The following is a 16787-nucleotide window of genomic DNA, read 5'->3' as shown; positions in this document are numbered from 1 at the left end:
TATTGTTCTGAATGGGGACTTTACTACGATGAAAACTATGAAGGTTGGTGCGGGGAATGAATGAAGTAAATCTGCCCTAAGAAAACCGTGTAGGTCGAAAAGACAATTCCATATAAAAAAACTCGCATCCAGACCGAGTTTGTCCAACAAACGGTCAGATTGTGCTTGCTTCTAGATCACAACCAAACCTTAATCGTTACATCAAGGGCGCCTCTAAAAATTCAATTTTTTTGAGCAGCCGCTTTGCAGCTTGCCTGCTTATCCATTTAGTTACATTAGGGTGCTATTCGAATAAAATTACCGCTTGCCTACTGAACAATATGCCGCGCTCAATTTTTTGATCGTACCTTGTTTTACTTAGAAAATTGAATTTTTAGAGGCACCCTCAAGTCTATATAGCATCGCGCTATAGCAAGATTAAAGGTGGTTTCGAAAGTTAAATATGGTTATTCAATATTGCTTTAATCAATTTAAATAAAGTATGTATTTGAATTGCCAAAAATTACAGAAACCGCGCGATGATTGCTATTGATTATTGAAAAGTTTGCCCATTTCTTGATGAGCAAGCTGTTCCATGTTCAGTGGGAATGTACCACGAGCTGAAAGCGCCCTAAGTATTAAGTGTGACGGAAGTGTAGTCAAGGTTATCGGTGGACGAATCGGATCTTGACCACCAGTCGTGCCTTCATCCTCTATTCCGGCAACAATGCCAACACTACCGACTACTTTTGTTATTGCGTGGTAGTCTTTAGGGTCTTTTAATGCATCAATGATTGCGACTTGAGCCTTAACAAAACCAATAAGTAATTCGGTCAAATGTTTCTCAGTTACTGTAGCCATAATAAGTCCTTTAAATATAAATGTTAAGCACAAGTGTTAAAGCGAATGGTATCCATTGAGTCATGGGAAAACAGCTGCATTTTCACTTCGGAAATACTTTAACTCACCATTCTGTAGAAATCAATAATCTAAAATCATAGTCCCACATAATTCAGCGATTGAAGAAATTGTCCTGCATTCTGGTATCCAATCACACGGCGATCTCCCTGCTCGCGTCCTTGTGCATCAAAAAACAGAATGGCGGGTGGGCCAAATAACTCGAAACGTTTTAGCAGTGCTTTATCTTCATCATTATTTGCAGTAACGTCGATTTGTAGCAACACAGCGTTTCTCAGTTTAGCCTGCACCTTGGCATCGGTGAACGTGAAACGTTCCATCTCCTTACACGATATGCACCAGTCTGCGTAGAAATCCAGCATCACAGTCTTGCCATTCGCCTGTGCAATGCGGGTATCCAATTCAGCCACATTTTTTATCCGTTCAAATTTCAGAGTCGAAGTCGCTTCTGTCTTACCGTTACCTATTGCAGCCAGCGGTTGCAGGATGTCGCGTGCACCAGAGAGTGCTCCGATCAAGAATGCACTGCCAAGCAGAAGCGCGAGAATACCGACGCCTTTCCATAGCTTCTGCCAACCTGATGCATGATTTGGCAGAGCATCCAGCGCGCGCATATAGATGGCGGAAAGTATTAGTAGTATCGCCCACAGTAACATCTGTATGCTCAACGGGATCAGCGTTGAAATAAGCCAGATTGCGAGCGCTAGCATTAACACGCCAAAGAAATGTTTGACCGCTTCCATCCAAGCGCCCGCTTTGGGTAATAGCGCGCCAGCGGATGAGCCGATCAGCAGCAATGGCAAGCCCATGCCTATTGCGAGTGCGAACAATGCGGTTCCGCCCAACAGCGCGTCATGTGTCTGCCCGATATACAGAAGCGCAGCCGCCATGGGTGCAGCGACGCATGGGCTAACGATAATCGCAGATAGCGCACCCATCAAGAAGACGCCACTCAGATGACCACCATGCAAGCGGTTACTGGTTTTAGTCAATTTGCTTTGCAGGGCAGCAGGGAGTTGTAGTTCGTAAAAACCGAACATAGATAAAGACAGCAACACGAACAAGGCAGCGAAGCTGCCCAGCACCCAGGGCGTTTGCAGAGCGCTGGATAATAGCGTACCAGACAGACCAGCAGCCACGCCAATCGCTGCATAAGTTAAAGCCATGCCGAGCACGTAAGTAAGCGACAAAAGGAAGCTGTGCATTTTGGTGGGATGTGAGCTGTGACCGACAATAATGCCGGAAAGAATAGGGATCATCGGCAGCACACAAGGCGTAAAAGTAAGCAGCAATCCAGCACCAAAGAAAAATGACACGATCAGCCAGAAACTACCTTGCTTGAACAGTTTGGCAAGCTGTGTATTTTCAGAATCTACAGACGTGGCAATGCCTTGTGCCGTCTGCGGCGAGGTTTGCGCCTGTGGCGACATAGTTGATGCGAGACTTGCCTTAGGAAGCACGATATTGAACTGCTTATCAATCGGCGCGTAGCAAAGGTCGTTTTCTTTGCACCCCTGATAACTGGCAGCCAGCGTAATATCCTGAGCTGTATTATTGGTGCGATCCAGCGTAATAACCGCTTGTAAGGACTGATAAAATACTGTCGTATCACCAAAATTTGGGTCAAACTTCATCTCCCCTTTTGGCATAGATACATTTGCAATTTTTACGCCTGCAGCTTTTGCAGAATCGTCCAATATTGTAAATTTAACCTTGTCACGATATAAATAGTAACCAGGCGTGATCCTGAAATCGGCAAACAAGGTGGTCTCATCGCTTACACTGACCTCCAGCCCAAAGGCCTTATCTGGAGGCAAGATGACATTTTTCTTCGCGCCACCCAGCAGCGGCAGGCGATCCAGAAAACTTTCCGCATGGGATAACGGAACTAAACATAACAATATCAATAGTAAGTAACGCATCGCTTTCAAAACCTTTGTGGGTGTTACCTATGAGGTAGTAATTTGACGAACCAAACAACTTTAACGCACCTCTATATTAAGTAGAGGATGTTCGATTTTATAAATAGCTTTTAAGGTGAATAATCGTATTTAAAGTCGCCGCTACTTCTAATTTTTTTGGCCTCGCATTGTCAGGGAAGGCTGGTAGAAGCTGGAGATATTTCTTGCGCGATCCATTTTAGATAGTCAGGCAATCCCCCGTTAACCGAGACCGCAATGATTTCGGGAAGTTCATAGGGATGATGCTCATGGATGACAGTCTCAAGGCGTGGGTATGCGGCACGGGTAGTCTTGATCAACAACGGCACCTCACTGTCCGTCTCTATTTTTCCCTGCCAGCGATAGACCGAGGTGCATTCCGCCAATATGTTGATACATGCGGCAGCGCGACTTTCAATTAAAGCATTGGCCACGCGTTGGGCACTTTCTCGATTCGGAAAGTTGGTCAAGACTAGTAAAGTTTCTTCCATTTGTCTTATGTCGCTTTCACATTAGAGCAACGAATTCCCAATTGCAGCAGCTCATCCCAAATATTGCCACGGCGCAAACCCTTAACTACCTTGTCCAAGTGTGCTACCTGGCGCAAGGCACGCTCGGCGACAATCGGACTAAAGCGACGCACAGCGCGCTCCACGAGCTTTTGGCGTGTGCCCCATACACGCGCATCGCGTAGCGCAGATGGCAAATTACCATTCTGCTGCATGGCACGTAACACCTTGTTCAACGTGCGGATATCTTCAGTTAACGTCCACAGTATAAGCACAGTGGCCGTGCCCTCCGCACGCAGACCATCAAGTATGTGCGCATAACGCGCCACATCTCCCGCCAGCATGGCCTCGGAAAGTTTGAACACATCGTAGCGCGCCACATCCATCACCGAACTTTGCATCTGTTCGAAAGATAATGGCCCGGCAGGGAATAACAGCGCAAGCTTTTGAATTTCCTGATAAGCCGCCAGCAGATTGCCTTCCACCCGCTCCGCGAGAAACATCAACGTGTCCGTATCAGCGGATTGATTCTGACGTTTCAATCTGTTGGCAATCCAGGCCGGCAGTGCATTCAATGCAACCTCCTCAGTGGCGATGACCACCCCTTGCGCTGACAGCGCAGTAAACCACTTGCTGCCCAAGGCAGCTTTGTCCAAACGTGGCAGTGATATCAGTGTGACAGTGTCGGCGTTCAAATTTTGGCTATAATTTAGCAAGGTCTGTGCACCCTCCACCCCCGGTTTGCCGGAGGGAATACGCAGGTCCACCAGCTTGCGTGTAGAGAATAGAGACAAACTTTGCGCGCTGTTGCGTAACTCTGCCCATTTGAAGCCTGGCTCGGCAATTAGTACTTCACGTTCGATAAAGCCTGCCGAGCGTGCCGCAGCGCGGATGGCATCAGCAGCCTCAATAGCCAGCAGCAACACCTCGCCATGAATGACATACAGCGGTGCAAGCCCTTGGGCAAGGTGGTGCGGCAAATCCCCCTCAGAAAGTTTCATTCTAGAACTTGAGGCACTTGTGTCGCTTGAGGCACTTGTGGCATTTGTGGAATTTGTGGTACTTGCAACGCTTGAGGCACTTGTGGCATTTGCGGTTCTTGCAGTTCTTGTGGCGGCTTGGCAAGGCTCAGTCGACGCAATACCTGCTGTATCGCGTCTTGGCGCATGTCTTGATAAAGCACCGTTTCTTCCTTTTCCTTGGCAAGAATCTGAGTGTTGTCAAAAGATAAGTAACGCTGCAGCACGATTTCATCTGCGGGAAGCCATTTTTGTAGTTGGATATCATCGGCATATAACGAAACTCGATAAATCAACTGGTATTCACGCACGCGACCGGTATCACTCAAGGAAAGTATCCGTCTGCTCTTCTCTTCAGAAACGATATGCAGAGTCAAGTGCGCGTTTTCGGAAGTGTCAACAAGCGTCGCACCATATAACTGCACTGCACGTTTTAAATCAACAATGAAAGGTGCATTGGCATTAGCCGACTTAATGAATAATGTCTGAAATGGGAATGTAAATCCTCCTTGCCCCTGACCGCGCAAGTGGAAGCCGCACGCACTCAAGAACAACGCGAGTATCAATAGTGGTATTAGCAGAAGATTTTTGCGCATTGGCACTTTTCCATTCCATTGTTTAGGTTACTACGTTAATCAAACGCCCAGGTACCACTATGATTTTTTTGGCAGCTTGACCGGCTAACAGTTTTTCAACGGACGGATATGTTACTGCCAGCTGTTTGAGCGTAGTTTGATCGGCATCTTTCGCTACGCGTAATTTACCGCGCAACTTTCCATTGACTTGAATCATCAGTTCAATTTCGTCTTGTATTAATGCTGCTTCGTCTACTTCTGGCCACGGCGCGGACAGAATATCATCGCCATAACCCAACTCTTGCCAGAGTGTTTGTGTGATGTGTGGTGCAATGGGAGAAAGCAGGCGCAGCAGAATACTGAATCCATTAGTGATGGCAATTGATTTTGTAGTCACGCCAGGTGTCCCTGTCACCATTTGTTGTTCTAACGCTTTCAAAATTTTCATGCATGCTGACGCTACTGTATTGAATTGCAGGCGCTGCAGGTCAAAATTTGCTTGTTTAAGAACAACATGCATTTCTCTATAAATCTCCCTTTGTTCATCATTCATAGACTTCAAAAAAGATTCGTCAGATTCATTTTTGCTGCGACTGTGACAAACATCAATCTCTTTTTTATTCGAATAAGCAAAATTCCATACACGTCTCAGGAAACGGAACGCGCCTTCCACGCCGGCGTCAGACCATTCCAGTGTTTGCTCTGGTGGCGCTGCAAATATTATAAAGAAGCGCGCCGTGTCGGCACCATATTGGTCAATGATGATCTGTGGGTCTACACCGTTGTTTTTGGACTTGGACATTTTTTCAGTGCCGCCGATAACAACCGGCTGGCCATCAGAGCGCAACTTGGCGCCGACCGGCCGTCCACGTGAGTCGGTCTCTATATCTACCTCGGCGGGATTGATCCACAATTTTTTGCCCGCCGCGCCTTCGCGGAAAAAAGTCGGCGCGATCACCATTCCTTGTGTGAGCAGGTTGGTAAACGGTTCATTAAAGGATTTTGACTGCAGCGCTTGCTCCCCCGTTACCTGTGTTGATGTGGAAAAAGTCGTCTCGCCGAACAATCCCACATCGCGCATCAACTTGTTAAAAAACCGCGCATACAGCAAATGCAGGATAGCGTGCTCAATGCCGCCGACGTACTGATCAACAGGCAACCAGTATTGAGCGCGTTCGTCTACCATGCCCGTAGTGCAACCAGGGCTGGTATAACGCGCGTAATACCAGGACGATTCGAAGAAAGTGTCCATGGTGTCAGTCTCGCGCTTTGCAGCGCCGCCGCATTGTGGGCAAGAGGTCTCGTAAAATTCAGGCATCTTCGCCAGCGGTGAACCCGCACCAGTTATGGTGACTTGTTCCGGCAATATCACTGGCAATTGATCATCCGGTACCGGAATATCGCCGCACTGCGCGCAATGAATGATCGGAATCGGACAACCCCAGTAGCGCTGACGAGAGATACCCCAGTCACGCAAACGGAACTGAGTTCGCTTCTGGCCAAAGCCTTTGGCTTGCAGGTCGGCAGATATTGCATCAAAGGCTTGCTGGAAATCGAGTCCGTCGTACTTACCAGAGTTGACACACATACGGAGCTCTTTCTCACCGTACCATTCTTGCCAGTAATCGGCTGTAAACTTATTTACGAGCGCAGCTTCCATCAAATCACGATGATGATCTACTGCCTGATCTGTCACCTCATTTTGATCATCAGCAAACGTAGCTCTTTCACTTTTTGTTTTCTTTGCAATAACAATTTCGTCACGTTCAATCACCTGTTTGATTGGCAGATTGTATTTTTTCGCAAATTCAAAATCGCGCTCGTCATGCGCCGGGACCGCCATCACCGCGCCTTCACCATAGCCCATCAGTACATAGTTGGCGATCCACACCGGCAAAAGCTCGCCGTTGATCGGATGTGTGACAAACAGGCCGGTACTCATCCCTTTCTTTTCCATTGTTGCCATGTCTGCTTCGGCAGTGCCGCCGCGCTTGCATTCGGCAATGAACTCAGCCAACTTTGGATTGCTTGCTGCGGCTTGAGTCGCCAGCAAATGCTCGGCGGCCACTGCGACATATGTCGCACCCATCAGGGTGTCTGGACGGGTTGTATACACCTTGAGCACTCCCGTCGTGCCGACGCTCTCCGCATCATAGGGAAAATACACTTCGCAGCCGTAACTCTTACCAATCCAGTTGCTCTGCATGGTTTTAACTTGTTCCGGCCAGCCTTCCAGCTGATCCAGGTCGGCAAGCAATTCCTCGGCATATTGGGTAATACGCATGAAATACATCGGGATGTCGCGTTTTTCCACGAGCGCACCGGAACGCCAGCCGCACCCATTGATCACCTGTTCATTGGCCAACACGGTGTTATCGACCGGATCCCAGTTCACCGAAGACGTCTTCTTGTAAATCAGTCCTTTCTGAAACAGGCGCGTGAACAACCATTGCTCCCAGCGGTAGTAATCCGGTTTACAAGTAGTCAATTCGCGCGACCAGTCGATGCCAAGCCCCAGGCTTTGTAGCTGCGTGCGCATAGCGTCAATATTGGAATAAGTCCACGCGGCGGGCGGCACATTGTTGGCTAAGGCGGCATTTTCAGCGGGTAAGCCGAAAGCATCCCAGCCCATCGGTTGCATCACGTTAAAGCCCTTCATGCGGTGATATCGCGAGAGCACATCACCGATGGTATAGTTTCGTACGTGCCCCATGTGTAGCTTGCCGGAGGGGTAAGGGAACATCGACAGACAATAATATTTTGGCTTGTCAGATTGATCCTCCGCGCGGAAGCTCAGTTTCCTTTTCCATGATTCTTGCGCGACAGCTTCGATATTTTTCGGTTTATAATCCTGTTGCATTTTGATTTTTGCGTTAGTTCGTCCAATCGACATTATAACGGCTTAACCCTGCCCATGCTGTGCATGAACTGGCAGATGAGGTAGCACATGGTGAAACGTTATGCTGCCTCGGGGTTCGAGGTTCTGCTAGAATGCCGCCAAAATTAATTTTTAATATCCTTTAATATCCTTCTGGAGGGCTTTACTTATGTCCCGCAAGCACCCCGTGATTGCTGTGACCGGTTCATCAGGCGCCGGCACTACTACCGCCAAGCGCGCTTTTGAAAATATTTTCCGCCGTGAGCACATAAATGCTGCCGTGATTGAAGGTGACAGCCTGCACAGTTTAGACCGCCTGGAATTTCGGGCTGCCGTAGCTGAAGCTGGAAAAGCAGGCAATCATTCGTTCAGCCACTTTGGACCCGAAGCCAATCATTTCGACAAAATCGAAGAGACTTTCAAGTCTTATGGTGAAACAGGCTCTTGTAAGCACCGTTATTATATTCATAGCGATGCTGAAGCTAAAGAACTGAATGCCCGCTTGAACACCAGCTTGAATCCCGGTCAATTTACACCATGGGAAGATATTCCCGCCGGCTCCGACCTGCTGTTTTACGAAGGTTTGCACGGCATGGTGAAAACAGATACCGTGGATGCTGCTAAATTTGTTGACTTGAGTATCGGCGTGGTTCCTATCGTCAATCTGGAATGGATACAAAAAATCCATCGTGATCAAGCGGAACGTGGCTACTCCGCTGAAGCGACGGTAGAAACCATCTTGCGCCGCATGCCAGACTATATTAACTACATCACGCCACAATTTTCACTTACTGACATTAACTTTCAGCGTGTGTCTACGGTAGATACTTCTAACCCTTTTATTGCACGTGACATCCCCACACCCGACGAAAGTTTCGTAGTGATTCGTTTCCGCGATTCTAAAGGAGTAGATTTTTCATACATTCTTGACATGATTCAACATTCATTCATGTCACGCTCGAATACCATTGTAGTACCCGGTGGCAAAATGAGCTTGGCAATGGAAGTGATACTGGCTCCAATCATGCATGAGATGCTGCAGAACAGAAATAAATAACTTTTTTTTATAATTTCATATATGCGGGGAATCAGGCATTGTTGCTGATTCCCCGTTTCTTTTACGGACATCCCTAATGGATTTTCTTTCTGACCTTAATCCTGAACAGCGCGCTGCCGTTACGCTGCCTGAACAATCAGCTTTAATACTGGCCGGTGCAGGCAGCGGAAAAACACGCGTTCTGACCACACGTATCGCTTGGTTGATCAGTACTGGACAAGTCAGCCCACATGGCATTCTGGCTGTCACCTTCACTAACAAAGCGGCAAAGGAAATGCTTTTGCGCTTGTCCGCCATGCTGCCGATCAACATACGCGGACTATGGATGGGCACTTTTCATGGGCTATGTAACCGTATGTTGCGCGCTCATCACCGCGAGGCGATGTTGCCTCAAACGTTTCAAATTTTGGATAGCGCCGACCAGCTTGCTTCTATCAAACGGGTAATGAAAGTACTGGGGGTGGATGACGAAAAATATCCACCGCGCGAGGTTCAAAGCTTTATCAGCAAAAACAAGGAACAGGGCCTGCGCGCACATGAGGTAGAAGCCTTCGATCCCTACAACCGACGCAGGGTGGAAATTTTTGCGGCTTATGATGAGCAGTGTCAGCGCGAAGGCGTAGTGGATTTTTCTGAGCTGCTTTTACGCTGCTACGAATTGCTGGCACGCAATCAACCATTACGAGAGCATTATCAGGCTCGCTTCCGTCACATTTTGGTGGATGAATTTCAGGATACCAACCGTCTACAATACCAATGGCTAAAATTATTAGCTGGACAGCACAATGCGCTGTTTGCGGTGGGTGACGACGACCAATCTATTTATGCGTTCCGTGGTGCGAATGTCGGCAATATGCAGGAGCTGACGCGAGATTTTAATGTACAGAATGTAATCAAACTAGAGCAGAACTATCGCTCACATGGCAACATCCTTGATGCCGCCAATGCACTAATCAAAAATAATAGCAGCCGCCTTGGCAAGAATTTATGGACCTCAGAAAACAAAGGTGAACCATTACGCGTGTACGAGGCACCCACTGATGCGGAAGAAGCCAGATTCATCGTTGACGAGGCGCGCCAACTCAACCGCGAAGGCATTCATCTTACTGAGATGGCCGTGCTATACCGTTCTAATGCTCAGTCGCGCGTCATCGAACACGCACTGGTGTCTGCTGGGGTGGCCTATCGCGTGTATGGTGGGCTGAGATTTTTTGAAAGACAGGAAATCAAGCATGCATTGGCTTATCTGCGCCTGATACAAAACTCAAGTGACGATAACGCACTGCTGCGCATCATCAACTTTCCTACGCGCGGCATAGGCGCGCGCACGATCGAACAATTACAGGAAGCGGCGCTCACGCAAAATGTCAGCCTGTGGCAAGTGGCAAAACAGACGAGTGGCAAGGTGGCGGCGTTTGTAACTTTAATCGAAATGATGGCCAGCGCCACGCGTGAACTTCCGTTGCCGGAAGCCATAGACCATATACTTCTGCACAGCGGATTGCTTGGTCATTATCAAAACGAAACGGGAGTCAAACAACGAGAGGCTCAGGAACGGCTGGAAAACCTCAATGAACTGATCAATGCCGCGACACTGTTTGTGCATGAAAACGAGGACGACAGCCTTACTTCATTCCTCACTCATGCCGCGCTTGAGTCAGGTGAAAGTCAGGCTGAAGCTAACGCGGATGCGCTACACCTGATGACGGTACACTCATCCAAGGGTTTGGAATTTCATACTGTATTTATGAGCGGACTAGAAGAAGGCTTATTTCCACACCAGAATAGTCGCATGGCGGATGCGGGTGTGGATGAAGAACGCCGCCTGATGTATGTGGCCATTACGCGCGCACGGCGCAGGCTAAATCTCTCCTTTGCGCAAAGCCGTATGTTACATGGACAAGTGAACTACAATTTGATGTCCAGTTTTTTACGCGAGCTGCCAGAAGATTTGTTGCACTGGATTACACCACGTATAGCGACACGCAATAACTTCAGCTCTTCTGCTTATTCAACCCCTTTCGACCCCGAACCCCCTTCCATAAGCTTGAGCGGGCTGGGGTCTAAAAAGTGTGTTAGTGTGCATCATTCACCATGGCATATGAGTCAAGCGGTTCATCACGCAAAATTTGGTGAAGGTGTTATAGTCAACATTGAAGGCGGAGATTCAGATATGCGCGTACAGGTAAAGTTTCGCACAGCTGGCACGAAGTGGCTGGCTCTGGAATACGCGAAACTTACCCCGCTATAATATCGGTCTGAGTAGCTGTCAAAAATGAAATGATCGGAAATAGAGCGAATTTGTTCGCCTTACGAAAAACTAAAGTCATTCGGGCTCCCAGAAAAAAATGAGAGAGCAGTCAAAAAAACTAAGCCAGTTACGCACGCAAGCTGAAACGCAACTTGCCCACGTATCAGAGAATGCATGTTCGCCGCGCCCTGCCGAAGAACTTCTGCACAAGCTCCAAGTGTATGAAGTTGAACTGGAGGTGCAGAGCGAGGCGTTGCGGCAGGCGCAAGTTGAATTGGAAGAGTCTTATGATCGTTACGTAAATCTTTATGATTTCGCCCCTGTTGGTTATCTTACTCTCACCAGCGAAGGACTGATCACCGAGATAAATCTCACCGGCGCTGCGCTGTTAGGAGTCCAGCGCAAGGAATTGCTATTACACCGTTTCGCACATTTTGTCGCAAAAGAATATAACAATAGCTGGCACCTCTTTTTAGGGAATTTTCTTCAAAATGATGAGCAGCAGAGTTGCGAATTGCTACTTAAGCGCAGTAATGATCAGAACTTTCATGCACACCTGGACTGCCTGCACATAAACGCTGGCAACGGCGGATACTCGGTGCGCATCGCATTTACCGACATCAGCGAGCATAAGCAAGCCGAAGAAGCACTCCGCATCGCTGCTATCGCCTTCGAATCAATGGAGGGGATCATGGTAACCGACGCTAACGGCATCATTCAGCGGGTAAACAATGCCTTTACGCGTCTCACAGGTTACAGTGAAGAAGAAGCGATGGAACAGACGCCAGCGCTGCTGAATTCCGGACGGCATGACAGCGATTTTTTCCAAGACATGTGGGCAACCCTGAATAAACAAAAACACTGGCGGGGTAAGATATGGAATAAACGTAAAAATGGCAAAATAGCTGCCGATTGGCTGACCATTACTGCCGTCACTGCGCCCGATGGAAATATCACGCATTACGTCGGAACCTTTTCCGATATCACCAGCAACCCCGAGGCATCGGCCGAGATACACCGGCTGGCCTATTATGATTTGCTCACCCAGTTGCCTAATCGCCGCATGCTGCTTGACCGCCTGAAGCAGGCACTCGCTACCAGCAGCCGCAGCAAACATTATGGTGCCCTTCTGTTCTTGGATCTGGATAATTTCAAGAACCTGAACGATACGCGTGGCCACTATGTCGGAGACTTGCTGCTGGTTGAAATCGCGCACCGCCTGAATGTCAGTGTACGTGAAGACGATACTGTGGCTCGATTGGGTGGTGACGAGTTCGTAGTGATGCTGGAAAATTTGAGCGACAATATGCAGGAAGCTGCCATTCAGGCAGGCTTGATAAGCGAAAAAATACGTAAGGCCGTTGCAATGTCCTACTTAGTTCAGGGACTTGAACTATGGACCACCGTCAGTATAGGGGTCAGCCTGTTTTACGGCCATGAAGCTTCGATCGATGAATTACTTAAACATTCCGACTTCGCGATGTACCATGCCAAACAAGAAGGTCGCAATAACATACGTTTCTTCGACCCTGAAATGCAAGCTACCTTGGTCGAACGTAGCTCGCTTGAAAGCGATCTGCGCCACGCACTGGGTCGACAGCAACTACGCCTCTACTACCAGATACAAGTTGACAATGAGCGCCGTGCCATTGGCGCAGAGGCACTGCTTCGCTGGGTACATCCCGAACGCGGCCTGATTCTTCCCGAACATTTTATTCCTTTGGCCGAAAAAACCGGCTTGATCGTACCGATTGGATTGTGGGTACTGCAAACAGCATGCGCCCAACTAAGGGACTGGGCTGACAATCCGGCCACCAGCAACCTGCAACTAGCCCTCAATGCTAGTGCGCTCGAATTACGCCAGCCAGATTTCGTCGAACAGGTGCAGCAGGCCATCTCTGTAACGGGTATAAATCCGGCACTTCTGAAAATTGAACTGACTGAGAGCCTGCTAGTCGACAATCTCAGTGATACAGTTACTAAGATGAATGCTCTCAAGGCATTTGGCATCAGTTTTTCGATGGATGACTTTGGCACCGCTTATTCTTCACTCGCCTATTTGAAACAACTACCGCTGGATCAATTGAAAATCGACCAATCCTTCATCCGCGACCTGGGCGACAACTCCAGCAATGCTGCTCTTGTACAGTCCATCATCCTCATGGGCCGCACGTTTGGTTTAGACGTCATTGCAGAGGGTGTGGAAGAAGAAGCGCAGCTATCGTTTCTCAATTTGAACGGTTGCCATGCCTACCAGGGATATCTATTTAGCCGTCCACTGCCGCTGGCAGAATTCGAGCAAGTTATCAAGCGAGTTTGATACACAAATAGTGGCCGCTTTGAATTCAGGTCATATAAATCGCAATTACCCCTAACCGTGCTGAGATGATAGTTTGTTTAGCACGAGAATTTTGCCATGTCCTGTGAAAGGGGTGCCCTTACACAATTTTAATTATGTGGCCGTTGCTTAAAAAACTCCCACCTTCCATCGTTGCGCTATTGTTGCAATCATTAGCAGTAGTGCTAATGTTGCTGTCAATTAACGTTATGGGATGGCATGACGTGCCGTTCTTAGTTGCTGTGCTTTGCGGCTTGCTCGCCGCCATGTTAAGTTTCTTTGCTGGACTTGCCATGTGGTGGTTGATCATCCAACTGCTGTTCGCGCCCGCTTTAGTGTTGATGCTTGCAATCAAATTGCCACCTTCTCTTTTCCTGGGTGCATATCTGGTATTACTACTTGTATATTGGAGTACTTTTCGCACGCAAGTACCGCTGTATCTTTCCAGTAACAAGGTGTGGCATGCCTTGGAGCATTTGTTGCCTGTTGCTAAAGGCGATTCGAGCTTCACCTTCATTGATTTAGGTTCCGGTTTAGGCGGAGTATTGACGCATCTTGCCAATGTTCGATCGGACGGGCGATACATCGGCGTGGAGGCAGCCCCCCTACCAGTTTTTTTGAGCTGGTTGCGTATCAAGTTAGGTAACTATCGCAACTGCCGAGTGCAGTGGGGAAGTTTATGGGACTGCGATTTGTCGCAGTACGATGTGGTATTTGCCTACCTCTCGCCTGTGCCAATGGAAAAACTCTGGCATAAGGCACGCACTGAAATGCGATCTGGCACAATATTTATCAGCAGTACCTTTACCGTACTTGATCAAGCACACCATGAAACCGTGCAGGTGGATGACCTGCATCATTCCACTCTATTTATCTGGCATATGTAATGATCTGGTTATGTTACGCTATTGGAAACGGCTGACTGATACGCTAGCGTTGTGGTAGGCGCAGTGGACGAGGGTTGAAGGCGTAATCCAGTACATATTTTATTCACGTCCGACAACTGCATCTTTCTATTTCCGAAAAATTGAGCAGATGTGGATCTTTCCCCCTTTTAAAGCCGCACGTCAGTAATCGATATACAGCACCCATAGATCGGAATACAGTTAAGCCGGATTAAAAGCGAAAAAGCATATGCTTTCCGCTTGCGATGCGTGGTTATCCGCATCTGTTAAAATATTAAACCTGTCTGTACTAGAAACATTATTCGATCAAGTGAACAATACAGACCTCAATCCACGTCAAATTTAAGTTTCGTGCATTGGCTACCGATAATAAGATGGATGAGCTCATTTGCAATTATAGATAGGGTAATCGCCTACTATGAGAAAAATTCAAAAAACCAGTCAGCATTACGGCAGCCACACAGAATTTTATTAAGGACATCATTCATGCGTTTTCCAAAATTTTTTGTGTTTGCATTGCTTTTGTTTCCTGCTTTAGCTGCAGCAAATCACGATGCAGATTATCTTACCGCGCGTGATGCATTCCGGAAGGGTGACATAGTGAAGCTTGATCGTATGGCCAAACGATTAAAGCATTCCCCGCTAGAACCTTATCTAGCTTATTACCAATTGCGTATGCAACTAGGAACGGCGAGCGACGCCGACATCCAGACATTTTTGGCGCGCTCAGACAAGACCCCAGTGATTGACCGCCTGCGCGCGGAATGGTTGAAACTGCTTGGAGAAAGGCAGCAATGGGATAAATTTGCAGCAGAATACCCACGCTTGGTGGGCAAAAAAACTAATTTGACCTGTTATGAACTGCGATCGCGCCAACGTCCGCAAGATGAGGCAGTGCTGCAAGAAGCACGCAACTTGTGGTTAACTAGCAGCGCGGAATTACCGGAAAGCTGTACTCCATTGTTTGATACGGCAATCGCCAACGGCATCATTAATGCAACAGATATATGGCAACGCTTGCGTCTGGCATTGGAGTCAGGCCATCTGACGCTGGCTAAACAGCTCTCAGAGAAGTTGCCTGCTGACCGCACTTTATCTTTATCCAGTCTGGATAGTGCCGCCACTGATCAGGTGCGATATCTTACCTCGGCAAAGCTAAAAAATGCCTCCGAAGCACAGCGCACAGTGGCGCTGTTTGCTTTGCAAAGGCTAGCCAAACAATCGCCGCAACTAGCCTATTTACAGTGGGAAAAGAAAGCGGAATATTTTACTGAGGATGAACAGCAATATTTTTATGGGTGGCTAGGTTATGAAGCCGCACGTAAGCGAGATTCGCGCGCGCTGGAATGGTACAAGGCAGCAGGTGCGACTCCCCTGTCCAAACTGCAGCTGGCATGGCGTGCCAGAACGGCATTGCTTACGCAGAACTGGCAGGAAGTTTGGGTGAGTATTAATGCCATGACGCCGCAACAACAGAGTCAGGGTGTCTGGCGTTATTGGAAGGCACGCGCTCTGAAAGCATGGGGAAGCTTGTCTGAAGCGAATGTGATGTTTGCTAAACTGAGCCGCGAACATAGTTTTTATGGACAACTTGCCTTCGAAGAGATCGAATCAACGCTTGCCGCAACTACGCCTGCCAGCTATCAGCCCAGCAAAGCGACAATAAATGCAATGCTAGCGCAACCCGCTGTTCAGAGAACACTAGCGTTATACCGCATGGGTCTAAGAACTGACGCCGCTAGAGAATGGGCATGGGCGGCGCGCAAGCTTGAAGACAAGCAGCTGTTGGTTGCAGCTGAAATTGCGCGCCGTAACAAGATGTATGACCATGCGATCAACACTGCCGATCGTACCGTGCAAACTCATGATTTCAGCTTGCGTTACCTTGCTCCCTACCGAAAAGCAATACAGGACCATATTCGCAAGAATGACCTGGAAGAAGCTTGGGTGTATGGCTTAATGAGACAGGAGAGTCGTTTCGTTCATCAAGCAAAATCGCCTGTAGGCGCAACAGGCATCATGCAGATCATGCCTACCACTGCGCGCTGGTTAGCACAAAAGATAGGAATGAAGGGTTATCGCCGAAAAATTTTAAATAAACTTAACACCCAATTCAAGCTTGGCACGTATTACATGAAAACAGTACTGTCGTCACTCGACAATAACCCTATGTTAGCCTCTGCTGCCTATAACGCCGGACCTTCACGTGCTCGTAAATGGCGTGGAGAAAGCGCACTGGAAGGAGCCATATACGCCGAAAACATTCCCTTTAACGAAACACGTATTTACGTCAAGAAGGTAATGAGCAATACCATGTATTACTCTCGGATTTTCGGTCATCCGCCACGCTCCCTCAAACAACGTTTGGGCGTGATTGCGGCAAAAAATGTAGTACATCTTTAGGCTATACGGATGAAA

At 48.1% G+C, this 16787-nt stretch carries 11 protein-coding genes; 5 read left to right on the top strand and 6 right to left on the bottom strand.

Annotation, left to right across the window (positions count from 1 at the left end; genetic code table 11):
- Positions 1 to 525 precede the first annotated feature (525 nt).
- From MJ770_RS06415 to leuS, 6 genes are all read right to left on the bottom strand, one after another.
- Entirely contained in the window at positions 526 to 840 is a 315-nt protein-coding gene (locus MJ770_RS06415; RefSeq protein ID WP_239250780.1) for a hypothetical protein, read from the bottom strand.
- Positions 841 to 974: 134 nt separating this feature from the next.
- Positions 975 to 2819, bottom strand: a complete 1845-nt coding sequence (gene dsbD / locus MJ770_RS06410; RefSeq protein WP_239250779.1) for a protein-disulfide reductase DsbD — start codon at positions 2817 to 2819, stop codon at positions 975 to 977.
- A 170-nt stretch (positions 2820 to 2989) separates the two neighbouring features.
- Complete coding sequence (cutA, locus tag MJ770_RS06405; RefSeq protein ID WP_239250778.1) at positions 2990 to 3328, bottom strand: divalent-cation tolerance protein CutA; 339 nt, start codon at positions 3326 to 3328, stop codon at positions 2990 to 2992.
- A gap of 5 nt (positions 3329 to 3333) precedes the next feature.
- On the bottom strand, positions 3334 to 4347 hold the full coding sequence (holA, locus tag MJ770_RS06400; protein ID WP_239250777.1) for a DNA polymerase III subunit delta: 1014 nt from the start codon (positions 4345 to 4347) through the stop codon (positions 3334 to 3336).
- Positions 4344 to 4961 (bottom strand): LPS-assembly lipoprotein LptE, encoded by a 618-nt coding sequence (locus MJ770_RS06395; protein ID WP_239250776.1) that lies wholly within the window; start codon positions 4959 to 4961, stop codon positions 4344 to 4346. The genes holA and MJ770_RS06395 overlap by 4 nt, the downstream gene beginning before the upstream one ends.
- 22 nt (positions 4962 to 4983) lie before the next feature.
- The gene (leuS, locus tag MJ770_RS06390; protein ID WP_239250794.1) at positions 4984 to 7800 is read right to left on the bottom strand and encodes a leucine--tRNA ligase; all 2817 of its coding nucleotides are present in this window, start codon (positions 7798 to 7800) and stop codon (positions 4984 to 4986) included.
- Positions 7801 to 7987: 187 nt separating this feature from the next.
- Between leuS and MJ770_RS06385 the strand changes: the two genes are divergently transcribed.
- The 5 genes from MJ770_RS06385 (at position 7988) to MJ770_RS06365 (ending at position 16772) form a co-directional block, all read left to right on the top strand.
- On the top strand, positions 7988 to 8875 hold the full coding sequence (locus MJ770_RS06385; RefSeq protein ID WP_239250775.1) for a phosphoribulokinase: 888 nt from the start codon (positions 7988 to 7990) through the stop codon (positions 8873 to 8875).
- Between the two features lie 76 nt (positions 8876 to 8951).
- A complete protein-coding gene (locus MJ770_RS06380; protein WP_239250774.1) occupies positions 8952 to 11126 on the top strand; it encodes a UvrD-helicase domain-containing protein in 2175 nt (724 codons plus the stop codon).
- Positions 11127 to 11223: 97 nt separating this feature from the next.
- Entirely contained in the window at positions 11224 to 13446 is a 2223-nt protein-coding gene (locus MJ770_RS06375) for a putative bifunctional diguanylate cyclase/phosphodiesterase (RefSeq protein ID WP_239250773.1), read from the top strand.
- Between the two features lie 206 nt (positions 13447 to 13652).
- Positions 13653 to 14351 carry a class I SAM-dependent methyltransferase gene (locus MJ770_RS06370; protein ID WP_239250772.1) on the top strand — a complete coding sequence of 233 codons (699 nt, stop codon included), beginning with the start codon at positions 13653 to 13655 and terminating at the stop codon, positions 14349 to 14351.
- 504 nt (positions 14352 to 14855) lie between these two features.
- Positions 14856 to 16772, top strand: coding sequence for a transglycosylase SLT domain-containing protein (locus MJ770_RS06365; RefSeq protein ID WP_239250771.1), 1917 nt, complete (start codon positions 14856 to 14858; stop codon positions 16770 to 16772).
- Positions 16773 to 16787: the final 15 nt, after the last annotated feature.

The sequence above is a fragment of the Candidatus Nitrotoga sp. M5 genome (assembly GCF_927904885.1).
Taxonomy (GTDB): Bacteria; Pseudomonadota; Gammaproteobacteria; order Burkholderiales; family Gallionellaceae; genus Nitrotoga.
This window is presented reverse-complemented; position numbering and strand designations above follow the sequence as displayed.